Origin of the sequence: Frigoribacterium sp. 2-23 (assembly GCF_049601585.1) — a bacterium.
In the GTDB taxonomy this organism is placed as follows: Bacteria; Actinomycetota; Actinomycetes; order Actinomycetales; family Microbacteriaceae; genus Frigoribacterium.
In genome coordinates, this window is the sequence record NZ_CP187126.1 from 720610 (window position 1) to 741889 (window position 21280).

A 21280-nucleotide genomic window follows, 5' to 3' on the forward strand; every position below is an offset into this window, starting at 1 on the left:
TCCCGGAGAAGGACGAGTGTCAGAACTCGTGGATGCCAGAGGGGGTCACGACACCGTCGACGGGCTGGTCGTGCCGTTCTCGAGGCACCGACTCGACGTACTCGGTGTCGAAGACCACAGCATAAACCGGCGGTCGCTTCTCCATCGACCCGAGCGTCTTGTCGAAGTAGCCCTTGCCCCAGCCCATCCGCATGCCGCCGTGGTCGATCAGTGCGGCGGGGACGATGATGAGGTCGACGTCGTTGATCGCCATCGGGCTGAGGATCTCGCCGACCGGCTCGGGCAGGTCGAAGAGACCGCGGGTCTCGTTCTCGCCGTCGCCGACGGCCCAGTCGAGCAGGCCGTCCGCGCGGCTGATGGGGAAGAGCACGCTGATGTCGTGCTCGAACGCCCAGTTCAAGAAGGGGCGGGTGTTCGGCTCGTCGTTCGCCGAGAGGTACGCCGAGATGCTGCGCACCGAGAGGTCCGTCGCGAGATCGATGAGGTGCCGGGTGATGCCGGCCGACGCGTGGTCGCGCTCCGTGGCGCTCAGGTTGCGACGCCGGTGGCGCAGTTCGGCCCGCAGGGCACGCTTCTCGTTGCCCACCACGTCTGTCATGACATCGATCTTAACCGCGGCGATGTCACGGACGATTGTTTACCGCCCGGAAACGCGCCGGGTGGATACGCTGACCCACATGGGTTTCACGATTTCGAAGGCAGTTATTCCAGCAGCAGGGCTCGGGACACGGTTCCTCCCTGCGACCAAGGCAATGCCGAAGGAGATGCTGCCGGTGGTCGACAAGCCGGCCATCCAGTACGTCGTGGAGGAGGCCGTCTCGGCCGGCCTGACCGACGTGCTCATGATCACGGGTCGAAACAAGAACGCTCTCGAGAACCACTTCGACCACGTCTCCGAGCTGGAAGAGACGCTGAAGAAGAAGGGCGACCACGACAAGCTCGCCAAGGTCAACCAGTCGACCGACCTCGCCGACATGCACTACGTGCGTCAGGGCGACCCGCTGGGCCTCGGGCACGCCGTGCTCCGCGCGAAGATGCACGTCGGGCGCGAGCCGTTCGCCGTCCTGCTCGGTGACGACATCATCGACGCCCGCGATCCGCTGCTCACCCGCATGATCGAGGTGCAGGCCGAGAAGAACGCGACGGTCGTCGCGCTGCTCGAGGTCGACCCGTCGCAGACCCACCTCTACGGCATCGCCACCGTCGAGGCGACCGACGAGGACGACGTCGTCAAGGTCACGGGCCTCGTCGAGAAGCCGGCGCAGGGCGAGTCGCCCTCGAACCTGGCCATCATCGGCCGCTACGTCATCCGCCCCGAGGTCTTCGACGTCCTCGAGAAGCAGGAGCCCGGCAAGGGCGGCGAGATCCAGCTCACCGATGCCCTGATGAAGATGGCGAACGCCGAGGAGTGGACCGGCGGCGTGTACGGCGTCGTGTTCCGTGGCCGCCGCTACGACACGGGTGACAAACTCGACTACATCAAGGCGATCGTGCAGCTCGCCGCCGACCGCGAGGACATCGGCGGAGACCTGCGTCCGTGGCTTCAGGAGTTCACGGCCGGACTGGAGTAGGCGAACCGAGCAGTGACCAGCATCCCCACGTTGGTGGAGGGGCGGGTCGGTATCCGACCCCTCCGCCTGCGTGACACCCGCGACCTCGACCAGGCACTCATGACGAACCGGTCGTGGCTACGGCAATGGGAGGCGACGAATCCGAACGGGTTCACCAGTCACGACGTCCGCGGCAGCATCCGTGCCCTGCAGACGAACGCCCGGGCGGGGCTCGGCGTGCCGTTCGCCGTCGAGCTCGACGGCCGCTTCGTCGGCCAGCTGAACGTCTCGGGCATCACCTACGGCTCGCTCGGCTCCGCCACGATCGGTTATTGGGTCACCCAGGACGCGGCGGGTCACAACGTGACCCCGACCGCGGTGGCCCTGGCGACCGATCACTGTTTCTTCACGCTCGGCCTGCACCGGATGGAGATCTGCATCCGACCGGAGAACGCGCCGAGCCTCCGGGTCGTCGAGAAGTTGGGGTTCCGCTACGAGGGGCTGCGGCGCCGCTACATCCACATCAACGGATCGTGGCGCGACCACTTCTGCTTCGCGCTCGTGGCCGAGGAGGTCGGCGACGGCGTCCTGCGTCGATGGCGCGAGGGGCGCGTGCCCGCCGGTCAGGGCAGCGTGCCGGCCGAGGCCATCGCCGAGGCGGCCCAGACCTTCCCGGTCTGACCGATCGGGTTCATCGGCCTGACCTCGCGTTTTGCCCACCGGTTCTGTGCCGATTCCCCGGGACACACCTTGCGATCGCCACGGGTTGAGGGCGCGCCGCTCCTACCTTTATCACCATGAACATCGAGTCGTGGGGTGGAGGCATCGTCCTCGCGCTCGTCGCCGTCCTCTGGCTCGTCTATCTGGTGCCGACCTGGCACAAGCGCCAGGAGTACCTCGCGACCGAGCGCAACGCCGTCCGCCTGCAGCAGACCCTGCGCATCCTCGCGCAGACGGCCGAGCTCCCCGAGGAGGTGCGGGTCGAGGCGAACGCGAAGTCGGTGGCCGATGCGCAACGCATCCTCCGCACCGAGCAGGCACGCCGTGAGGCCCTCCGTCGCGCCCACGAAGCCGCTCGGCAGCGGGCGATCACCCGCGAGCTCGCCGCGGCCGGTCCGGTCCTGCGCGCCGCTGATCGCGACCCGGCCCTGGCCGCCCGTCGTCTGCGTCGCTCGCGTCTCGTCTCGACCCTCGTGCTCGTCGCCGGCGTCGTCGCGGTCGTGTTCGGCCTGATCAACCTCGCGACCGCCTGGATGGTCGCCGTCGCCGGTGCCGTCTTCGGCGCGGGGGCCGTCGCCATGCTCGCCCAGCTCGCCGCCGTCGCTCGAGCACGCGCCCGGCGTCTCGCCGCGGCCCCGGCCGCGCCGGTCGAAGCCCAGCCCCTGCGTGACTTCTCGGGTGTGATGGGCGAAGGCGTCCGCATCGAGGACGACGTCGAGGTCTCGCGCGAGTGGACTCCCGTGTCCGTCCCGCAGCCCCTGTACCTACGACAGAGAGCGAGTGCGGCCCAGAATGCGCAGCAGGCCGCCCTCGTGTCGGCGCAACGAGCGGCGCAGCAGCACGATCTCCGCCGTCAGGCGCTCAAGCAGGCCCAGCACGACGCCCTCCGCGAAGCTGCTCGAGCCGAGGCGGCGCTGCACACGACGCGGGAGCCGGCTGCCGCCGTGCGGCCCGTCGTGCGCGCGGTGCCCGAGCCGGCAGCGCCCGTGACGGCCGCGCCGGTCGCACCCGCGCCTCCGGCCGTCCCGTCCCGGTTCGCGTCCATGGGGATCATCGACGACCTCGGGCCGTCGACGTTCGAACTCGACGAAGCCCTGCGCCGCCGCCGCGCCGTCTGACCCAGGTCCTGGCGTCGCGGCGTCACATCGCCGAGCCCCGGAGGCGCGGGTCGATTTCGAGAGACCGGCCGCGGGGTGATATCGTGGCGAAGCACGTTTTCGGGGCTATGGCGCAGTTGGTAGCGCGTCTCGTTCGCAATGAGAAGGTCAGGGGTTCGAATCCCCTTAGCTCCACCGAGAAGACGACGCAGGGCCCACTCCGGTGGGCCTTTCGTCTGTCTGCCGTGAGGCCGGTGAGTGTGAGCCGTGGTGAGCTGCCGTCACATCGGTGCAGGGTCGGCAATGTCGGAGCGTTCACGGCATACTCCTAGGTATGAGTGATCAGAAGAACCCGTCGGGGGACGCGGATTCGGTCCAGCCGTCGTCGGCCCCCGTGCCGCCGCCCGTCTACTCCGCCCCCGAACCGTCCGCTCCGGCAGCGCAGCCCGAGGCGCCCGCCGCGCCCGCCTCGGCTCCGCAGCAGCCCTACGAGCCCTACCGTCCCTCCTTCGGTCAGACGCCTCCGCCGGCCCCGCCGGCGCCGTCCGCTCCGTCCGCCCCCTCGGCGCCGTCCTACGGCGCGCCGCAGGGGCAGCCCTACGGCGGCCAGCAGGGCCAGCCTTACGGTAGCCAGCCCTCTCAGGGCCAGCCCGGCCAGCCGTTTGGCCAGCAGGGGCAGCCCGGTCAGCCGTACGGCGCGCAGCCCGGCCAGCCGTTCGGCGGTCAGCCCGGCCAGCCGTACGCCGGTCAGCCCGGCCAGCCGTACGGCGGTCAGCCCGGCCAGCCCTACGGTGGGACCCCGATGTACCCGGGCCGCCCGCCGCAGGGCGCCGGCAACGGCCTGGCGATCGCCTCGATCGTGCTCGGCGGCGTCGGTCTGCTGGTCGGCTGGATCGTGCCCTTCTTCGGTCTCGCGGCTCTGGTCGGCCTCGTCCTCGGCATCGTCGCGCTGGTCCGCAAGCGTGGCACCCGCATGTTGGCGCTCATCGGAACGATCCTGTCCGGGGTCGCCTTCCTCGTCGCGATCATCGCCGGTATCTTCTGGGGCATCGCGGCCGTCAACGCCATCGACTCGGACTACGACAGCTCGTCCTCGGGGAGCTACTCCTACGACGACCCGAGCGATCCGAGCGACGCGACGGCAGACGACGACGGATCGGGTGCGGCCGCCGACGGCAGCGACAGCGCGGCGTTCGGCGAGAAGTGGGAGTACACCGACGGCCTCGTCGTGAGCGTGAGCGCGCCGGAGGGCTACACGCCGGGTGAGTACGCGTCGGGCGCCGACCAGGCGTCGAACGTCGTGGTCACGGTCACCATCACGAATGGCACCGACAAGATCTTCAAGCCGTCCGTCTACTCGTCGGTGAGCTCCGGTGGCGTCGAGGCGAGCCCGATCTACGACTACGACTCCGACGTCGACCTGCTCGGACCGACGACGGCCGTCCCCGCCGGTGAGACGGTGACCTTCCGTCAAGCGTTCTCGGTCGCCGACGCGAGCAAGATCGTGTACCAGATCCAGCCCGACTTCGATCACGACGACGCGATCTTCACCAACTGATCGCCGGTTCCTATGACCCGGCGGGTCGTCGCCTCTGTGTCTGCTGAGCGGGCGGGCGACGGCCCGTCGTCGGTCGTAGGCTGCCGACCATGGCACTCGCAGTGAGACTCACGGAATCGGTCGAGAACGGCGTCCCGGTCTGGTACCTGCACTACTCGTACCCGACGCGGCTGCCCGGTGAGCCCGGGCACGGCCCGTACCACTCGCGTCAGGAGGCCGAAGAGGCCCTGCACCGACTCAAGGAGTGCGCCCACTCGTACGGCGAGTACGAGTTCAGCTCAAGCAGCTACTCGGTCGGATAGGGGCCGACGTAGCGCAGGTGGATGCAGGCGACGAGTTCGTCGTCCGGTACCTCGACGCCGTCGACGCGCCTCCAGAAGGCCCGGTGCTGCCGCCGCCAATCGTCCACGTCGACGAAACCCTCGCCCTCGGCGTCTGAGAAGGCGGAGGTGACGTCGATGAATGCCACGATGTCGACCCGGGTGATCTCGACCAGGCCGATCGGCCGAATCTCGTCGTCGACCAGCACCATGCGTTCGCCGACGCGTTCCAGTTCTTCGCCCTCCTCCTCGTACTCGGCGAGGCGGCCGGCGGTCGCCGTCTTCTCGCCGGCGGCGACGAGGCCGTTGAGCCGGGTGCGGAGGGCGCCGGGGTCGCCGAGTTCGAGCGTGCGCAGGTCGTCGATTCTCGGCCACATACATCGAGTCTCGCAGCCGGTACCCTGACGGGCGACATCGGGGAGGCGCGGTGCGCGTCCCCACGACGGCATGCCTCAAGATGGACGGGTGCCTTCGAACCCCGCCGCCTCGTCTGCCGTCACCGTCGTCCCCGAGTTACTGACGCGACTGCGCGCGGACCTCGCCGCCTCCGACTTCACCGTCGATCGACTGAGCAGCGCCGATGCCTGGGGACGCACGGCCGGCGCCGCGTTGTTCCGTGGTGAGCGGGTGGCGGCCCGCCGCGCCCTCGTCCGCAGCGCCGCGGCGCACGACCGGAACCGCGCCTCCTCGACGCTCGCGATGCTGTTCGTGCTCGGTTACCCGCAGCCGATCGACGATGTCGCCGCCGCGTTGCCCACGCTCGGTGTGGAGGGGGCACGGCGGCTCGGCCTGATCGGCGTCGACGGGGCCGAGGTGCACGCCCGCGTCGACCTGCGGCCCTACTCGTTCGTCGACGATGCGGGCGAGGCCTCGTGGTGGATCGCCTCCGACCTGGGCGAGCTCGCGCTCGGCGGTGCGCTCCGCGAGGACCACGTCCTCGGCGTGGGCGGGGCGTCCGCGACCCTGGCCGGGCTCATGATCCCGCGGCGCGTCGAGCGGGCGCTCGACCTCGGCACGGGCTGCGGTATCCAGGCCATGCACGTCGCCCGGCATGCGCGGCACGTCGTGGCGACCGACATCTCGGAGCGCGCCCTCGACTTCGCCCGCTTCAACGCCGCGCTGAACCTGATCGACGGCATCGAGTTCCGGCTCGGCAGCCTGTTCGAGCCGGTGGCCGGCGAGACGTTCGACCATGTCGTCTCGAATCCGCCGTTCGTCATCACACCGCGCGTCGACGGCGTGCCCGAGTACGAGTACCGCGACGGCGGCATGGAGGGCGACGCTCTCGTGGCGTCCGTCGTCCGGCAGGTCGGCGCGCACCTGACCGCAGGCGGCGTCGCTCAGCTGCTGGGCAACTGGGAGACGGGCGGCGCGGGCGCGGCGGGCGGCAAGCGCGGCGCCTACTCCGTGGGTGACTGGGTCGCCCAGGGCGACGTGCCGCTCGATGTCTGGGTGGTCGAACGCGAGATCCAGGACCCGGCCGCGTACGCCGAGACGTGGATCCGCGACGGGGGCACGCGCCCGGGCACGGACGACTTCGAGCGGCTGTACGACGCGTGGCTCGGCGACTTCGAGCACCGTGGTGTCGTCGAGGTCGGCTTCGGCTACGTCACGCTGCGTCGGCCCGAAGGGGAGACGGCGACGCCGATCGTGCGCATCGAACGCCTGCTCGGGGCGCTGGGCAGCAACGACGTCGGGCTCGGCGCCCATCTGGGCACGACGCTCGATGCGATGGCCGCCGTGCGCGAGCTCGACGACGACGCCCTGCTGGCCGCGACCAGCACGGTGGCGGGCGACGTGACCGAGGAGCGCCACTACTGGCCGGGCAACGACGACCCGACGGTGATCAGTCTGAGACAGGGCGGGGGATTCGCCCGCACCATCGAGTCGGGCACGGCGCTGTCGGCCCTGGTCGGGGCCAGCGACGGCGAGCTGACGGCCGGCGCGATCGTCGCCGCGCTCGCCCAGCTGCTCGGCGCGGACGAGAACGCATTGCGTGCCGAGGTGGCGCCTCGTCTGCGCGAGCTCGTCACGGTGGGCATGTTGCGTCTCTGAGGCTCGCCGGGCGGGAGGAGGTCCTTCGCGCGCACTTGACATCGTTAGCTACGAGGCATAGCTTATGGCTACACCCCATAGCCAAGGAGTCATCATGCTGGAGTACCTCGAGACCGACGGCGGAACGATCGCCTATGACGTGACCGGAGACGGCCCGCTCGTGGTGCTGGCGCACGGTATGGGCGACAGCCGGCACTCCTATCGGTTCGTCGTGCCCGAGCTCGTCGCAGCGGGCTACCGGGTGGCCAACGTCGACATCCGGGGGTGCGGTGACTCGAGCACCGACTGGGCGGGCTTCTCGCGCACCGACATCGCCCGCGACCTCGTGGCCGTGGTCCGACACCTCGGCGGGCCCGCAGTGATCGTGGGCCAGTCGATCAGTGGAGGTGCGGCGACCGTCGCCGCCGCGACCGCCCCCGACGACATCGCCGGTGTCGTCGAGCTCGCCCCCTTCACCCGCGCCCAGTCGTTCGACCTCGTGGGCCTGCTGCGCAACCGCCGGCACCGCGCCGGGACGGTGCAGCTGGGCAAGGTCATGATGAGCGGCAGCCTGTCCGGCTGGCTCGCCTATCTCGACATCGCGATCCCGACGAAGCCGACCGATTGGGCCGACGAGCGTCGCCGCATCGAGACGACCCTGCGTCAGTCGGAGCGCATGGCCGTGCTGCGTGCCATGACCAAGACCACGCCCGCCGACGCGGGGGCGCAGCTCGCGAACGTGCGCTGCCCCGTGCTCGTCGTCGAGGGTGGCGCCGACCCCGACTGGGCCGACCCCCGCGCCGAGGGCCAGCGGGTCGTCGACGACCTGCCGAACGGCCTGGGCGAGCTCGCCGTGATCGACGAGGCGGGCCACTACCCGCACGCCGAGACACCCGGGCGCGTCATCGAGTTGCTGCTGCCCTTCCTCGGCCGCACCCTCGTGTCGGCCGGTGGGGGCGACCGTGCCTAGGGCGGGTCTCGACGCGGCCGTCGTGACCGAGGCGGCGGCCGTCCTCGCGGACGAGATCGGTCTCGCGCAGCTGAGCATGAGCGTCGTCGCCGAGCGGCTCGGGGTGAAGGCCCCCTCCCTCTACAAGCACGTCGAGAACCTCCCCGATCTCGTCCGCCGCGTGGCCGTCCTCGCGGCCACCGAGCTCGGCGACGCACTCCGGGACGCGCTGCAGGGGCGGGCCGGCCGGGACGCGCTCGAGGCGGCCGCGCAGACGGTGCGACGGTACGTGAAGGAGCACCCCGGGCGGTACTCCGCGACCGTCGGCGTGCGCCCGGTCGACGCCGACTCAGGCGCGAACGCGGACGACGCGCTCGCGCGTGCCCTCGACCGCAGCCTCGCGTCCTTCGCCGCGGCGCTCCGCGGCTATGCGCTCGACCCCGCCGACGACATCCACGCGCTCCGGATGCTCCGCAGCATCCTGCACGGGTTCGCGACGCTCGAGGCGTCGGACGGGTTCCAGCTGGGGACCGACGTCGATGCGAGCTTCAGCTGGATGATCGACTTCGTCGACCGCGGCCTCCGCGCCGGTCCGGCCTCCTGAGGGAGGCGCGGCGCGGCCTCAGAGGCTGAGGTCCCGTTCGTAGAGCACGAGCGAGCCGCGCCGCCCCGTCTCGGTCAGACCGCTCTTCTCCAGCACCCGCCGGGACGCCGCGTTGGCGACCTCCGTGTCCGCGACGGCGGTCCGGGCCCCGTGTCGCCGGGCGTGCTCGAGAGCGAGCGTGACCGCCTCCGTCGCGAGACCCGCACCCCGCGCCGACGGGACGAGTCCGTAGCCGAACTCGACCCGCCCCTCCTCGTCCGGTCGACCGAAGAAGCCGAGCCCGCCGACGGCGAGACCGTCGGCGAGGCGTCGGATCACGAACAGGCCGAACACCGTGTCGACCCGTGGCCCCGGGGTCGCGCCGAGCGATCGCAGGGGGGCGAGCTCATCGGCGAAGGGGTACTCGACGTGCCAGGCGTCGCCGGGCCGCTCGTCTCTCTCGACGATGCGGCGGGCCAACTCCGGCGTGATCGGTTCGAGGGTGAGGCGGGTGCCGTGCAGAGTCATCCGACGATCTTCGCAGGCGGCGTCCGCAGAGGGGATGCCTCGGAGTCGGTCACGGCGTGCCGGGCCGTCATTCTCGAGAATGATTCGCAGAGCGGCGCGAATGACATCGGTCGACGACCGTGTCGGCGGCTCCGGGCCGACCGTAGAGTGCCGGCATGGGGACGACACGATCGACACGACTGACCATCTCGACGGCCTGCGCGCTGGCGCTGGGCCTGATGCTGGGCGGCTGCACCGCGGCCGGGCCGGCACCGGTGTCGACGGGGGCTCCGTCGGGCACCGCCACCGCGGCGGCGGCCACTCCGTCACCGAGCGACGCCGAGACGACGGTGCCGGTCGACGCGACCACGCCGCCGGCCGCCCCGTCGCAGCCGGCGGACGCGCTCGCGAGCGTGGACCAGATCGTGATGTCCAGTTCCAGCTTCTCGCTGCGCGCGGCCGGAGCGGAGGTCGGGTCCGTGCCGTTCGTGTCGCGGGACCTCGACGGCGCCGTCGCGACGTTGACGCGGGCGTTGGGGACTCCGGTGCCGGACGGCACGACCGGTGGCCACTGCGTGCTCTCGCAGACCCGGTACTCCTGGGGCGGCGCGCTGAACATCGGGACGCGCCAGCTCCGCACCGACCCGGGCTCGTTGAGCGCGGAGATCACCGCCGCTCGCCTCACCACGCCGGACGGCCGCACCGTGTCCCTGTCGGGTCCGTCGGGGGTCGTCGTCGGTACGTCGGTCGCACCGCTCGTCGCGGCGACGCCGGCGGAGCAGGTGGACGCGTCGTGGAAGGACGTCACGAACGTGGCCGTCGACCCGCTGCGCCGCATGGAGGACACCTGGGAGGTCGGCTTCTACGGCACGCTGGTGCACGCCCCGAAGGACGTCATCACCACGATCGCCGCGCCGGTCACGCTGTACGACTACTGCTGACGGGACCACGACGCGCCGCCGTCACGGGGTCAGTGACCCATGCGGTCGCCCCACGTGCGCCACGAGTACTCCGGCACGAAGCCGAGCAGATCGCGGGCCTTGTCGCTGCTGAGCAACGCGTCCGTGCCCTCGACGCTCGCCCGTCGTTCGACCTCGGGCCAGAAACGGTCGGCCAGTACGGCGGTCGGCGTGTTCATGACGGTCTCGCGAGCCGCGATGATGAACGCCTCGAAGCCGACCAGGTCGCTCTCGAGCGCCTTGCGGACGGCCTGGGCGCCGTCGCGGGCGTCGATGTACGAGAAGAGGTTGAACGTCTTCTTCTCGGGGGTCTCGTCCCAGGGGAAGTCGACGTAGTCGCCGTCGTCCATGACGTTCGAGAAGCGCAGGCCGATCATCTTGAGCTGACGGTCCCAGCGGGTGAAGTGCCGCGCCATCTCCTCGTCGACGGCCTTGCCGAGCGAGTACGACGACTCGGGTCGCACCGCGTACTCCTCGTCGACCGGCAGGTACGGCGGGTCGAGGTCGAACGGGATGCCGAGCAGGGTCTCGCTCGACGCCCAGACGACGTTGCGGATGTGCGCCGCGCGGGCGGCCGCGAAGACGTTGTAGCTGGCCGTGACGTTGTTCGTGAACAGCGTCGCGTTCGGGACGAGACCGGGTGCCGGGATCGCCCCGAGGTGCACCACGGCGTCGATCGAGTCGTAGCGGTCGTCGACGTGGGTGAGCGCCTGGGCGACCTGGCCGTAGTCGGTCAGGTCGACGCGGACGAACGTGACACCGTCGACGGGGTCGGGACTCGGCGTCTGGTCGAGGAGGACGACCTCGTAGTCGTGCTCGACGAGGTCGCGGACCACGGCGCGGCCGAGTTTGCCGCTCCCGCCGGTCACGGCGACGCGGGTACGGGTGGGCTGGTCGTGACTGGACGTCATCGTCTCTCCTTCGGGGCGCGGGGATACGGACACCGCGCCTCCTCGTTCTTACTCGGTCAGGGCCCATCCGGACCCGCCCGGTCGGGGCGGGTAGCGTCGGCCGCATGAGCGAACAGCAGAAGGACCCGGCCCAGCACGACGTCGACGGCCGTCTCGACCCCGAGGTCGTGCACGGCGACGGCGACGAGACGGTGGAGGCGCATGGCACGTCCGCCGCGGACGATGCGGCCCTCGAGGGTGCGGTCGACGAATTGGACGACCTCCAGGGCGGGGCCGGCCCGCTTCGCTGACTCGCAGGCGCCTCCGGTGAGGGGGCGACCGGCTCGTCGGCAGCGCCGAATCCGAGAATCTGGCGATCACCCGCAAGATCACCCTGACACGGACGCGCTCAAGCGCTACGTTTGGTGTCGCTCCGGCTGGTTACCGGGGCACGCGTGTCCCACATCGAGGTGGTCGGCTGGCGAGGTCTCCTGATCCGATCCCGCACGTCCACCCCTCGGGGGCACGAACGGTGCGCCCCTGTCCGAGCCTCGGCTCGTCGACGGGGGCGCATCCCTCTGTGGGTCGCCACGGGGGAACGTACGGCCCTCGACGCCCGGCTCTCTATCCTGGAGTCATCATGTCGACCGTCACCAGCGCCTCCTCGGCTCCTCTCGCGGCGTTGCTGCCCGCGCACCCGGGCGTCGAGGCGTACGACGCCGACGTCGCGTACACCGCCTTCGCCGAATGGGCCGAGAGTCGGGGCCTGCCGCTCTACCCGGCGCAGGACGAAGCCATGATGGAGCTCGTCGGCGGCGCGTCCGTGATCCTCAGCACGCCGACCGGCACCGGCAAGTCGCTCGTGGCGGCGGGGGCGCACTTCGTCGCCCTGTCGGCAGGCAAGCGCACCTATTACACGGCCCCGATCAAGGCACTCGTGTCGGAGAAGTTCTTCGCCCTGGTCGATCTCTTCGGGCCCGAGAACGTCGGCATGATCACGGGCGACTCGTCGGTCAACTCCGACGCGCCGATCATCTGCTGCACGGCCGAGATCCTCGCGAACCTCGCCCTCCGGCACGGCGCCGACGCGGACGTCGACCAGGTCGTGATGGACGAGTTCCACTTCTACGGCGACTCCTCGCGCGGGTGGGCCTGGCAGGTGCCGCTGCTGCTGCTGGAACGCGCGCAGTTCCTGCTCATGTCGGCGACGCTCGGCGACGTCACGCAGATCACGGACGACCTCTCGCGACGCACCGGGCGGCCGGTCGCCCGCGTGACCGGCGTCGAGCGGCCCGTGCCGCTGCACTACTTCTATGCGCAGACCCCGGTCCAGGAGACGGTCGAGGAGCTGCTGTCGACGGGTGAGGCTCCCATCTACGTCGTGCACTTCTCGCAGGCGGCCGCGCTCGAACGCGCGCAGGCCCTGTCGAGTATCAAGATCGCCACCCGCGAGCAGCGCGACGAGATCGCGGAGCTCATCGGCGGGTTCCGCTTCAGCACGGGGTTCGGCAAGACCCTCAACCGGCTCATCCGCTCGGGCATCGGCGTGCACCACGCGGGCATGCTGCCGAAGTACCGCCGCCTGGTCGAGCAGCTGGCGCAGCGCGGGCTGCTGCGGGTCATCTGCGGCACCGACACGCTCGGCGTCGGCATCAACGTGCCGATCCGCACCGTCCTCCTGACCGCGCTGACGAAGTTCGACGGCACGCGGATGCGCCAGCTGACGGCGCGGGAGTTCCACCAGATCGCCGGTCGCGCGGGCCGTGCCGGGTACGACACCTCGGGCACGGTCACCCTGCAGGCACCCGAGCACGAGATCGACAACCTCAAGCAGATCGAGCGCGCCGGCGACGACCCGAAGAAGAAGCGGAAGATCGTGCGCAAGAAGGCACCCGACGGGTTCGTCTCGTGGGGAGAGCCCAGCTTCCGCAAGCTGATCGACGCCGTGCCCGAGCCGCTGACGTCGCACATGCAGATCACGCACGCGATGCTGCTCAACGTCATCGCCCGGGGTGGGGACGCGTTCACCGAGGTGCGCGAGCTCATCTTCGACAACCACGAGCCGCGCGCCCGGCAGTACGACATGGCGCGCCAGGCCATCTCGATCTACCGCACGCTGCGCACGGCCGAGGTCGTCGAGCAGACGCCCGACCCGGCGGGTGGCGCGCCGACCATCCGGCTCACGGTCGACCTGCAGCCGAACTTCGCGCTGAACCAGCCGCTCTCGCCGTTCGCCCTCGCCACGTTCGAGGTGCTCGACGTCGAGTCGCCGACGTACGCCCTCGACATGGTCTCGGTCGTCGAGTCGACCTTGGACGACCCGCGTCCGGTGCTGTCGCAACAGCAGTTCAAGGCGCGCGGCGAGGCCGTCGCGCAGATGAAGAGCGACGGCATCGAGTACGACCAGCGGATGGAGCTGCTCGAGAGCGTGACGCACCCGAAGCCGCTCGACGAGCTGCTGACCGCGCTCTTCGAGACGTACAAGGCGTCGCAGCCATGGATCGGCGATTTCGAGCTGCGACCGAAGTCGGTCGTCCGCGACCTGTACGAGCGCGCGATGACGTTCGGCGACTACGTCAACTTCTACGGCCTGGCCCGCTCGGAGGGTCTCGTGCTGCGCTACCTCTCCGACGCGTTCCGGGCGCTGCGGCAGACCGTGCCGGACGAGGCGAAGACCGACGAGCTGAGCGACCTGATCGAGTGGCTGGGCGAGCTGGTGCGCCAGGTCGACTCGAGCCTCCTCGACGAGTGGGAGGAGATGCTGAACCCCCGCGACGTCGAGGTGAACGACGCCATCGTGCCCCCCGTGCTGCGGCGGTTCACGGCGAACGACCGCGCGTTCCGCATCGCCGTCCGCAACGAGATGTTCCGTCGCGTGCAGCTCATGGCACTCGACGACGCCGAGGCACTCGGCCAACTCGACGCCGGGTCCGGCTGGGACACCGATCGCTGGGGCGAGGCACTCGACCGCTACTTCGACGAGTACGACTCGATCGGCACCGACACGGAGGCCCGCGGGCCGCACCTGCTGCAGATCGAACAGCTGCCGACCGTCTGGCGGGTGCGGCAGATCCTCGCCGACCCCGATGGCGATCACGACTACGGCATCTCGGCGATCGTCGATCTCGCCTCGTCCGACGAACGGGGGGAGGCGGTCGTCACCGTGACCGCGGTCGGCCCGGTCTCCGAGCAGGTGAAGGCGACAGTTGTCGAGGAGTAACGTTGTCGGCGTCCGTCAGACCCCGACGGGCGACTGAGCAGGGCTCGAGCACACCACCCCGGGTCACCACCGTGACCCACCCCGAGGAGGCACCATGACACGGCTGTCCGGCAAGGTCGCGATCGTGACGGGTGCGGCATCCGGCATCGGGGAGGCGATCGTCCGTCGGTTCGCCGACGAGGGTGCGCGCGTCATCGCCACGGACATCGTCGACGGGTCGGCGGTAGCCGCCGACACCGGTGCCGAGTTCCTGCAGCACGACGTCGCCAACGGCGGCGACTGGAAGCGCCTCATGGACCGCGTCGCCGAGCACTACGGGCGGCTCGACGTCCTGGTCAACAACGCCGGCATCGTCTCGGGCCAGTCGATCGAGAACACGCAACTCGAGAACTGGAACCGCGTCTTCGCGGTCAACGTCACCGGCGTCATGCTGGGCACGCGCTTCGCCATCGAGCAGATGCGCGCCAACCCGGAGCGCACGGGTGGCTCCATCATCAACCTGGCGCCGGCCACGTCCTTCCTCGGCTTCGGCGATGACGCGGCCTACACCGCCAGCAAGCACGCCCTCGTCGGTCTCACCCGCTCGACGGCGGCGCACGCGGCCCAGGAGGGCTGGGACATCCGCATCAACTCGTTGCACCCGGGTCCGACCGACACCGCGCTGTTCCGGCGGCAGGTCGAGGCGCACCCCGAGATCCTCGACGCGTTCCGCGCCATGTCCCCGCGGGGGCGCCTGACCCGACCTGACGAGGTCGCCGGGCTCGCGCTGCACCTCGCGTCGGACGACTCCGTCTTCTCGACGGGGGCGCAGTTCACCGTCGACGGCGGCCTGTCGAGCACGCACCCGTCGCTGTAGCGCGGGCGGGCGGGCGCTGCCCTGCTCCGCTCCGCGTGACGCGGGTGCTACCGCGTCACGCGGAGCCTCAGAACAGCGCGGGCGGGCTCGCGGGTGCCGGCGCGATCGGGGTCGACGCGGCAGCGGGTGCGCCGGGCCAGCCCGGCCCGGTCGGCACGTCCGAGCCGCGCTGGTACGCGGTGGCCGCGCCGCGCGCCCGGACGTCCGCCGCCTCGTTCATCTCGTGCCCGACGTGCCCGCGCACCCACTCGAACGTGACCGAGCGGCCGGCGAGGGCCGCGTCGAGCTCCTTGACGATCTCGACGTTCATGACGGGCTTGCCGTCGGCCTTCCGCCAGCCCTTGCGCTTCCAGCCCGCGAGCCACTCGGTGCAGGCCTTGATCGCGTACTGGCTGTCGCAGAGGATGTGCACCGGCTCGTCGGTGTCCGCGGTCGCCCGCAACAGCTCGAGCACGGCGGTGAGCTCGCCCTGGTTGTTCGTGGCGCGGGGCCAGCCGCCGGCCGCCCAGCGCTCGTCGTCGACGTACCAGGCCCAGCCTGCGGGGCCGGGGTTTCCGAGGGCGGATCCGTCTGCGGCGGCGACGATGGTCATGCGGTGCTCCTTGCGTTGACGTGCGGAGACCACGCTAACGTGCCCGGCGTGGCCGACCCGACCCGTGCCTCCGGCGCGCTGATCGACGAGGCGTCAGCCGTTGTGGTCGGGGTGCGAGCCCGTGCGCTCGCCCGTCTCGAGGCCGGCGATCGAGGCGAGGTCGCTCGCGTCGAGCTCGAATCCGAACACGTCGATGTTCGACGTGATGCGCTCGGGCGTGACGGACTTCGGGATGACGACGAGACCCGACTGCAGGTGCCAGCGGATGGTGACCTGGGCCGGCGTGACCCCGTGCCGGGCCGCGATGCGGGCGAGCGCGTCATCGTCGAGGATGCGACCGCGGGCGAGCGGCGACCAGGACTCGGTCACGATGGCGTGTGCCGCGTCGAAGGTGCGGAGCTCGCTCTGCTGCAGCCACGGGTGCAGCTCGACCTGGTTGATCGCGGGCACGATGTCGGTCTCGCCGAGCAGGCGCTCGAGGTGGTGGATCTGGAAGTTCGAGACACCGATCGACCGGGCCCGTCCGTCCTGTCGCAGGCGCTCGAGCGCGCGGTAGGTCTCGACGTACTTGTCCTGCTGCGGCGCCGGCCAGTGGATGAGATACAGGTCGACGACATCGGTGCCGAGCTTGGCCAGGCTCTCGTCGAACGAGCGCAGGGTCTCGTCGTAGCCGTGGTCGGTGTTCCAGACCTTCGTGGTCAGGAAGACGTCGTCGCGGTCGAGGCCGGAGGCGGCCAAGGCCTTGCCGACGCCCGTCTCGTTGCCGTAGAACGCGGCCGTGTCGAGGTGCCGGTACCCGGCCTCGAGGGCCATGCCGACGACGCGTTCCGCCTCGTCGTCGGCCACCTTGTAGACGCCGAGGCCGAGCTGCGGGATGCTCCGGCCGTCGTTCAAGGTGAGGGACGGGACTCTGTTCTCGGACATGCGTCGATTATCGCCGAGCCGGGTGAACGCCGAGGAGGCGCGGGTCAGCTCGGTTGGATCGGTACCGGTTCGGTGTCGGGCAGCGGGCTCGCCTCGCGGCCCCGCAGGTCGGGCAGATGCCGCACGAAGACGATCGGCACGATCATGCCCACGAGCGCGAAGCCCGAAGCGACCATGAGACCGCCGACACCACCGACCCGGTCGATCAGGAACCCGGCGATGGCCGACCCGATCGCGGCCCCGATCAGCTGACCCGTGCCGGCCCAGCCGTAGGCCTCGGCCGTATCGCTGAACTTGACGCTCGACGAGACGATCGCGAACATCACCGCGAGGGCCGGGGCGATGCCGATGCCCGCGATCAGCAGGGTGACGTTGAGGGACCAGAACACCGCGCCGTCGGCGAACCCGCTCGCGAGGATGGCCAGGGTCATGCCGATGAAGACGATGCCCATGCGCCGGGCGAGCGCCCACGGACCGACCGGGACGTGGCCGAGGGCGAGGCCGCCGGCCAGCGAGCCGACGGCGAAGACCGCGAGCACGAGGCCCGAGCTCGCGCTGCCCTCGCCGAACGTGGCGATGACGCCGGCCTCGACGGCCGAGCAGGCACCGATCAGCAGGAACCCGGCGACCGTGGCGAGCAGCACGGTCGGCCGTGCGAGGACCTTGCCGAATGCACGCTTGCTGCGCGGGATTCGGACGCGCCCGACCTCGGGGGAGGCGATGAACCAGACGCCGCCGCCGACGAGGAAGACGGCGGCGAGCAGGATGGCCTGCTCGGTACCGATCTGGGTGCCGACGAAGGTGGTGATCACCGGGCCGGCCACCCAGATGATCTCTTGGGCCGAGGCGTCGAGGGAGAAGAGGGGAGTGAGCTGCGACGAGTTGACCATCTTGGGGTAGATGGTGCGGACCGCGGGCTGGATCGGGGGCACGCTCAGCCCGGTGAGGAACCCGAGCACCATGTAGAGGACGACGGGCAGGTCGAACAGGGCGAACGTCACGACGGTCGCCGTGCAGACGACGAGGGTCAGGATCAGCACGGGCCGCATCGCCCAGCGACCCATCCAGCGGCTGGTGAGCGGGCCCGAGATGGCCTGCCCGATGCTCGTGGCCGCGAGCACGAGGCCCGCGGCGGTATAGGAGTGGTGCACCCGTTCGACATGGAGCAGGAACGCCAGCGAGAGCATCCCGAAGGGGAAGCGCGCGGTCAGCTGCGCCGCGATGATCCGCGTCACGCCCGGCGTCTTCAAGAGGGTCGAATAGGTGCTCACGAGAGGACAAGTCTACGGAGCCGCGCCGACACCGGAGGAGGGGTTGCCCGACACGCCGATCGTGGGGGGACGACACGCCGATCCCCCGAATTGGGGAGGAGCCGTCCCGAATGTCGGAGGTGGGGAGAAACATGTGCAGAACCGGGCCAGAACACGGGACAACTTGTTCACAACCTGGGGATGAGCCTGTGGATAATTACACGGGTGTAACACCGCATCTAGTTGTGCCTTCCGATGTCGGCCACAAGATGTAGTATCGAATTGTCGCCACGGGCACTACGACCGGGTTGATCCACACAGCACCGCCCAGCACCGAGAGCCGACCCGATCAGGGTCTCCTCCCACCGGCTGCCGGCCTCAGAACTAGGGGAAGAAATGGCCATCACCGTCTACACCAAGCCCTCGTGCGTCCAGTGCACCGCGACCTACCGCGCGCTCGACAACAAGGGCATCGAGTACGACGTGCTCGACGTCACCGCCGACGAGAACGCGCTCGAGACCGTCAAGGCGCTCGGCTACCTGCAGGCCCCCGTCGTGATCACCGACGAAGACCACTGGAGCGGCTTCCGCCCCGACAAGATCGCCGGTCTCGCCGCTCGCCTCGCGTGACAGAGAGGGCTGAGACAGTCATGACTCAGCTCGTCTACTTCTCGAGCGTGTCGGGCAACACGCACCGGTTCGTCCAGAAGCTCGGACTCGAGGCGCAGCGCATCCCGCTGTTCCCCTCCGACCCTCAGCTCCACGTCTATGACCCCTATGTGCTCGTCCTGCCGACGTACGGCGGGGGCGAGGGCAGAGGCGCCGTGCCGAAGCAGGTGATCCGCTTCCTGAACGACGAAGACAACCGCGCCCTCCTGCGCGGTGTCATCGCCGCCGGCAACACCAACTTCGGCGAGGGCTACTGCCTGGCGGGCGACATCATCGCCGCCAAGTGCCAGGTGCCCCTGCTCTACCGTTTCGAGGTCTTCGGAACGCCAGACGACGTATCAGCAGTACAGACAGGATTGGAAGAATTTTGGACGCAGCAGTCGACGATCTCGAAGTGATCGCCGCCCCGGGTCAGGGGCTCGCCGGCACCACGGGGATGGATTACCACGCGCTCAACGCGATGCTCAACCTCTACGGCCCGAGCGGTGAGATCCAGTTCGACAAGGACCGCGAGGCGGCCAAGCAGTACTTCCTGCAGCACGTCAACCAGAACACGGTCTTCTTCCACAACCTGCGCGAGCGTCTCGACTACCTCGTCGAGAACGAGTACTACGAGGGTGCGACCCTCGACCAGTACGACTTCTCGTTCATCGAGAAGCTGAACGACCTGGCCTACTCGAAGAAGTTCCGGTTCCAGACGTTCCTCGGCGCGTTCAAGTACTACACGTCGTACACGCTGAAGACCTTCGACGGAAAGCGCTACCTCGAGCGCTTCGAGGACCGCGTCGTCATGACGGCCCTCGGTCTCGCGCAGGGCGACGAGCAGCTCGCCATCGACCTCGTCGAGGAGATCATCGCGGGTCGGTTCCAGCCGGCCACGCCCACCTTCCTCAACACGGCGAAGGCGCAGCGCGGCGAGCTCGTCAGCTGCTTCCTGCTGCGCATCGAAGACAACATGGAGTCGATCTCGCGCGGCATCAACTCGTCGCTGCAGCTGTCGAAGCGCGGCGGCGGTGTCGCCCTCTCCCTCTCGAACATCCGCGAGTCGGGTGCGCCCATCAAGCAGATCGAGAACCAGTCGTCGGGCATCATCCCCGTCATGAAGCTGCTCGAAGACAGCTTCAGCTACGCGAACCAGCTCGGTGCCCGTCAGGGCGCCGGCGCCGTGTACCTGAGCGCCCACCACCCCGACATCATGCGGTTCCTCGACACGAAGCGTGAGAACGCCGACGAGAAGATCCGCATCAAGACGCTGTCGCTCGGTGTCGTCGTGCCCGACATCACGTTCGAACTCGCCAAGAACAACGAGGACATGTACCTCTTCTCGCCGTACGACGTCGAGAAGGTCTACGGCATCCCGTTCGGCGACGTCGCGATCAGCGACAAGTACCGCGAGATGGTCGACGACTCGCGCATCAAGAAGACGAAGATCAAGGCGCGCGACTTCTTCCAGACCATCGCCGAGATCCAGTTCGAGTCGGGTTACCCCTACATCGTGTTCGAGGACACGGTGAACAAGGCGAACCCGATCAAGGGTCGCATCAACATGTCGAACCTGTGCTCCGAGATCCTGCAGGTGAACACCCCGACCACGTTCAACGAGGACCTCTCCTACAAGGAGATCGGCAAGGACATCTCCTGCAACCTCGGCTCGATGAACATCGCGCTGTCGATGGACTCGGCCGACTTCGGCAAGACCGTCGAGACGGCGATCCGCGGTCTCACCGCGGTCAGCGACATGAGCCACATCCAGTCGGTGCGCTCCATCGAGGTCGGCAACGACACGTCGCACGCCATCGGCCTCGGGCAGATGAACCTGCACGGCTACCTGGCGCGCGAGCACGTCCACTACGGCAGCGACGAAGCGATCGACTTCACGAACATCTACTTCTACACGGTGCTGTTCCACGCCCTGCGGGCGTCGAACGCGATCGCGATCGAGCGCGGGGTCACGTTCGGCGGCTTCGCCGACTCGACGTACGCCTCGGGCACGTTCTTCGACAAGTACACCGAGCAGGCGTGGGTCCCGTCCACGTCGCGGGGCGCCTCGCTGTTCGCCGAGGCGAACGTGGCCATCCCGACGCAGGACGACTGGCGCGCACTCAAGGCCAGCGTCATGGAACACGGTCTGTACAACCAGAACCTGCAGGCCGTCCCGCCGACCGGCTCGATCTCGTACATCAACCACTCGACGTCGTCGATCCACCCGATCGCGTCGAAGATCGAGATCCGCAAGGAGGGCAAGCTCGGTCGTGTGTACTACCCGGCGCCGTTCATGACGAACGACAACCTGGAGTACTACACCGACGCCTACGAGATCGGCCCCGAGAAGATCATCGACACGTACGCCGCGGCGACGCAGCACGTCGACCAGGGTCTCTCGCTGACGCTCTTCTTCAAGGACACGGCGACGACCCGCGACATCAACAAGGCGCAGATCTACGCATGGCGCAAGGGCATCAAGACGATCTACTACATCCGTCTGCGTCAGCTCGCCCTCGAGGGCACCGAGGTCGACGGCTGCGTCAGCTGCATGCTCTAGCGCGGCACGGGTGCGGCCGCCTCGTCGAAGCGGTCGCAGCCACCCTGGCGCGGGTCGGCG

The 21280-nt window shown here is 69.5% G+C and carries 22 protein-coding genes and 1 tRNA gene; 16 read left to right on the forward strand and 7 right to left on the reverse strand.

Annotation, left to right across the window (positions count from 1 at the left end; genetic code table 11):
* Window positions 1–19 precede the first annotated feature (19 nt).
* Entirely contained in the window at window positions 20–598 is a 579-nt protein-coding gene (locus tag ACPEEZ_RS03460) for a 5-formyltetrahydrofolate cyclo-ligase (protein WP_423922803.1), read from the reverse strand.
* 79 nt (window positions 599–677) lie between these two features.
* Here ACPEEZ_RS03460 and galU point away from each other — a divergent pair, with 79 nt between their 5' ends.
* From galU to ACPEEZ_RS03490, 6 genes are all read left to right on the forward strand, one after another.
* The gene (gene galU, locus ACPEEZ_RS03465) at window positions 678–1571 is read left to right on the forward strand and encodes a UTP--glucose-1-phosphate uridylyltransferase GalU (RefSeq protein WP_423922806.1); all 894 of its coding nucleotides are present in this window, start codon (window positions 678–680) and stop codon (window positions 1569–1571) included.
* 12 nt (window positions 1572–1583) lie between these two features.
* A complete protein-coding gene (locus ACPEEZ_RS03470) occupies window positions 1584–2231 on the forward strand; it encodes a GNAT family N-acetyltransferase (protein WP_423922809.1) in 648 nt (215 codons plus the stop codon).
* A 116-nt stretch (window positions 2232–2347) separates the two neighbouring features.
* Window positions 2348–3388 carry a hypothetical protein gene (locus ACPEEZ_RS03475; RefSeq protein ID WP_423922811.1) on the forward strand — a complete coding sequence of 347 codons (1041 nt, stop codon included), beginning with the start codon at window positions 2348–2350 and terminating at the stop codon, window positions 3386–3388.
* A 101-nt stretch (window positions 3389–3489) separates the two neighbouring features.
* Window positions 3490–3562: transfer RNA gene (locus ACPEEZ_RS03480), tRNA-Ala, on the forward strand.
* A 139-nt stretch (window positions 3563–3701) separates the two neighbouring features.
* On the forward strand, window positions 3702–4925 hold the full coding sequence (locus ACPEEZ_RS03485) for a DUF4190 domain-containing protein (RefSeq protein WP_423922814.1): 1224 nt from the start codon (window positions 3702–3704) through the stop codon (window positions 4923–4925).
* A gap of 89 nt (window positions 4926–5014) precedes the next feature.
* A complete protein-coding gene (locus tag ACPEEZ_RS03490; RefSeq protein ID WP_423922816.1) occupies window positions 5015–5227 on the forward strand; it encodes a hypothetical protein in 213 nt (70 codons plus the stop codon).
* Here ACPEEZ_RS03490 and ACPEEZ_RS03495 read toward each other — a convergent pair.
* On the reverse strand, window positions 5212–5622 hold the full coding sequence (locus tag ACPEEZ_RS03495) for an ASCH domain-containing protein (protein ID WP_423922819.1): 411 nt from the start codon (window positions 5620–5622) through the stop codon (window positions 5212–5214). The two genes, ACPEEZ_RS03490 and ACPEEZ_RS03495, sit on opposite strands and share 16 nt — an antisense overlap.
* A 70-nt stretch (window positions 5623–5692) precedes the next feature.
* On the opposite strand from ACPEEZ_RS03495, the gene ACPEEZ_RS03500 reads away from it, so the two are divergent.
* The 3 genes from ACPEEZ_RS03500 to ACPEEZ_RS03510 all read left to right on the forward strand — a co-directional run bounded on the left by ACPEEZ_RS03500 (window position 5693) and on the right by ACPEEZ_RS03510 (window position 8832).
* Complete coding sequence (locus ACPEEZ_RS03500; RefSeq protein ID WP_423922822.1) at window positions 5693–7300, forward strand: DUF7059 domain-containing protein; 1608 nt, start codon at window positions 5693–5695, stop codon at window positions 7298–7300.
* Between the two features lie 64 nt (window positions 7301–7364).
* Window positions 7365–8249 carry an alpha/beta fold hydrolase gene (locus ACPEEZ_RS03505; protein ID WP_423922825.1) on the forward strand — a complete coding sequence of 295 codons (885 nt, stop codon included), beginning with the start codon at window positions 7365–7367 and terminating at the stop codon, window positions 8247–8249.
* Window positions 8242–8832 carry a TetR-like C-terminal domain-containing protein gene (locus ACPEEZ_RS03510; protein ID WP_423922828.1) on the forward strand — a complete coding sequence of 197 codons (591 nt, stop codon included), beginning with the start codon at window positions 8242–8244 and terminating at the stop codon, window positions 8830–8832. The genes ACPEEZ_RS03505 and ACPEEZ_RS03510 overlap by 8 nt, the downstream gene beginning before the upstream one ends.
* 18 nt (window positions 8833–8850) lie before the next feature.
* Here ACPEEZ_RS03510 and ACPEEZ_RS03515 read toward each other — a convergent pair whose 3' ends face one another.
* Window positions 8851–9339, reverse strand: coding sequence for a GNAT family N-acetyltransferase (locus ACPEEZ_RS03515; protein WP_423922830.1), 489 nt, complete (start codon window positions 9337–9339; stop codon window positions 8851–8853).
* 155 nt (window positions 9340–9494) lie between these two features.
* On the opposite strand from ACPEEZ_RS03515, the gene ACPEEZ_RS03520 reads away from it, so the two are divergent.
* Window positions 9495–10259: a hypothetical protein gene (locus ACPEEZ_RS03520; RefSeq protein ID WP_423922833.1), complete on the forward strand. Its 765-nt coding sequence runs from the start codon at window positions 9495–9497 to the stop codon at window positions 10257–10259.
* A gap of 29 nt (window positions 10260–10288) precedes the next feature.
* Here ACPEEZ_RS03520 and ACPEEZ_RS03525 read toward each other — a convergent pair whose 3' ends face one another.
* The gene (locus tag ACPEEZ_RS03525) at window positions 10289–11188 is read right to left on the reverse strand and encodes an NAD-dependent epimerase/dehydratase family protein (protein ID WP_423922835.1); all 900 of its coding nucleotides are present in this window, start codon (window positions 11186–11188) and stop codon (window positions 10289–10291) included.
* A 104-nt stretch (window positions 11189–11292) separates the two neighbouring features.
* Here ACPEEZ_RS03525 and ACPEEZ_RS03530 point away from each other — a divergent pair, with 104 nt between their 5' ends.
* The 3 genes from ACPEEZ_RS03530 to ACPEEZ_RS03540 all read left to right on the forward strand — a co-directional run bounded on the left by ACPEEZ_RS03530 (window position 11293) and on the right by ACPEEZ_RS03540 (window position 15243).
* Window positions 11293–11478 carry a hypothetical protein gene (locus ACPEEZ_RS03530; protein WP_423922837.1) on the forward strand — a complete coding sequence of 62 codons (186 nt, stop codon included), beginning with the start codon at window positions 11293–11295 and terminating at the stop codon, window positions 11476–11478.
* A gap of 329 nt (window positions 11479–11807) precedes the next feature.
* The gene (locus tag ACPEEZ_RS03535) at window positions 11808–14387 is read left to right on the forward strand and encodes a DEAD/DEAH box helicase (RefSeq protein WP_423922840.1); all 2580 of its coding nucleotides are present in this window, start codon (window positions 11808–11810) and stop codon (window positions 14385–14387) included.
* Between the two features lie 94 nt (window positions 14388–14481).
* On the forward strand, window positions 14482–15243 hold the full coding sequence (locus ACPEEZ_RS03540) for an SDR family NAD(P)-dependent oxidoreductase (RefSeq protein ID WP_423922843.1): 762 nt from the start codon (window positions 14482–14484) through the stop codon (window positions 15241–15243).
* A 67-nt stretch (window positions 15244–15310) separates the two neighbouring features.
* Here ACPEEZ_RS03540 and ACPEEZ_RS03545 read toward each other — a convergent pair whose 3' ends face one another.
* From ACPEEZ_RS03545 to ACPEEZ_RS03555, 3 genes are all read right to left on the reverse strand, one after another.
* Window positions 15311–15835 carry a ribonuclease H family protein gene (locus tag ACPEEZ_RS03545; RefSeq protein WP_423922846.1) on the reverse strand — a complete coding sequence of 175 codons (525 nt, stop codon included), beginning with the start codon at window positions 15833–15835 and terminating at the stop codon, window positions 15311–15313.
* A 93-nt stretch (window positions 15836–15928) separates the two neighbouring features.
* Window positions 15929–16759: an aldo/keto reductase gene (locus tag ACPEEZ_RS03550; RefSeq protein ID WP_423922849.1), complete on the reverse strand. Its 831-nt coding sequence runs from the start codon at window positions 16757–16759 to the stop codon at window positions 15929–15931.
* A gap of 44 nt (window positions 16760–16803) precedes the next feature.
* Window positions 16804–18030 carry an MFS transporter gene (locus ACPEEZ_RS03555; RefSeq protein ID WP_423922852.1) on the reverse strand — a complete coding sequence of 409 codons (1227 nt, stop codon included), beginning with the start codon at window positions 18028–18030 and terminating at the stop codon, window positions 16804–16806.
* A gap of 375 nt (window positions 18031–18405) precedes the next feature.
* On the opposite strand from ACPEEZ_RS03555, the gene nrdH reads away from it, so the two are divergent.
* Genes nrdH through nrdE form a run of 3 tightly spaced genes read left to right on the forward strand, consistent with a single transcriptional unit; the run spans window position 18406 to window position 21220 of the window.
* A complete protein-coding gene (nrdH, locus tag ACPEEZ_RS03560; RefSeq protein ID WP_423922854.1) occupies window positions 18406–18639 on the forward strand; it encodes a glutaredoxin-like protein NrdH in 234 nt (77 codons plus the stop codon).
* Between the two features lie 20 nt (window positions 18640–18659).
* Window positions 18660–19076 (forward strand): class Ib ribonucleoside-diphosphate reductase assembly flavoprotein NrdI, encoded by a 417-nt coding sequence (gene nrdI, locus ACPEEZ_RS03565; protein ID WP_423922857.1) that lies wholly within the window; start codon window positions 18660–18662, stop codon window positions 19074–19076.
* A gap of 38 nt (window positions 19077–19114) precedes the next feature.
* Window positions 19115–21220: a class 1b ribonucleoside-diphosphate reductase subunit alpha gene (nrdE, locus tag ACPEEZ_RS03570; protein ID WP_423924348.1), complete on the forward strand. Its 2106-nt coding sequence runs from the start codon at window positions 19115–19117 to the stop codon at window positions 21218–21220.
* The last annotated feature ends 60 nt before the right edge of the window (window positions 21221–21280 follow it).

Bases quoted from the DNA above. Each gene is read 5' to 3' on its own strand.
- ACPEEZ_RS03460 (WP_423922803.1), bottom strand. From the start codon at position 598: ATGACAGACGTGGTGGGCAACGAGAAGCGTGCCCTGCGGGCCGAACTG.
- galU (WP_423922806.1), top strand. From the start codon at position 678: ATGGGTTTCACGATTTCGAAGGCAGTTATTCCAGCAGCAGGGCTCGGG.
- ACPEEZ_RS03475 (WP_423922811.1), top strand. From the start codon at position 2,348: ATGAACATCGAGTCGTGGGGTGGAGGCATCGTCCTCGCGCTCGTCGCC.
- ACPEEZ_RS03485 (WP_423922814.1), top strand. From the start codon at position 3,702: ATGAGTGATCAGAAGAACCCGTCGGGGGACGCGGATTCGGTCCAGCCG.
- ACPEEZ_RS03490 (WP_423922816.1), top strand. From the start codon at position 5,015: ATGGCACTCGCAGTGAGACTCACGGAATCGGTCGAGAACGGCGTCCCG.
- ACPEEZ_RS03495 (WP_423922819.1), bottom strand. From the start codon at position 5,622: ATGTGGCCGAGAATCGACGACCTGCGCACGCTCGAACTCGGCGACCCC.
- ACPEEZ_RS03500 (WP_423922822.1), top strand. From the start codon at position 5,693: ATGCCTCAAGATGGACGGGTGCCTTCGAACCCCGCCGCCTCGTCTGCC.
- ACPEEZ_RS03505 (WP_423922825.1), top strand. From the start codon at position 7,365: ATGGCTACACCCCATAGCCAAGGAGTCATCATGCTGGAGTACCTCGAG.
- ACPEEZ_RS03515 (WP_423922830.1), bottom strand. From the start codon at position 9,339: ATGACTCTGCACGGCACCCGCCTCACCCTCGAACCGATCACGCCGGAG.
- ACPEEZ_RS03520 (WP_423922833.1), top strand. From the start codon at position 9,495: ATGGGGACGACACGATCGACACGACTGACCATCTCGACGGCCTGCGCG.
- ACPEEZ_RS03525 (WP_423922835.1), bottom strand. From the start codon at position 11,188: ATGACGTCCAGTCACGACCAGCCCACCCGTACCCGCGTCGCCGTGACC.
- ACPEEZ_RS03530 (WP_423922837.1), top strand. From the start codon at position 11,293: ATGAGCGAACAGCAGAAGGACCCGGCCCAGCACGACGTCGACGGCCGT.
- ACPEEZ_RS03535 (WP_423922840.1), top strand. From the start codon at position 11,808: ATGTCGACCGTCACCAGCGCCTCCTCGGCTCCTCTCGCGGCGTTGCTG.
- ACPEEZ_RS03540 (WP_423922843.1), top strand. From the start codon at position 14,482: ATGACACGGCTGTCCGGCAAGGTCGCGATCGTGACGGGTGCGGCATCC.
- ACPEEZ_RS03545 (WP_423922846.1), bottom strand. From the start codon at position 15,835: ATGACCATCGTCGCCGCCGCAGACGGATCCGCCCTCGGAAACCCCGGC.
- ACPEEZ_RS03550 (WP_423922849.1), bottom strand. From the start codon at position 16,759: ATGTCCGAGAACAGAGTCCCGTCCCTCACCTTGAACGACGGCCGGAGC.
- nrdH (WP_423922854.1), top strand. From the start codon at position 18,406: ATGGCCATCACCGTCTACACCAAGCCCTCGTGCGTCCAGTGCACCGCG.
- nrdI (WP_423922857.1), top strand. From the start codon at position 18,660: ATGACTCAGCTCGTCTACTTCTCGAGCGTGTCGGGCAACACGCACCGG.
- nrdE (WP_423924348.1), top strand. From the start codon at position 19,115: ATGGATTACCACGCGCTCAACGCGATGCTCAACCTCTACGGCCCGAGC.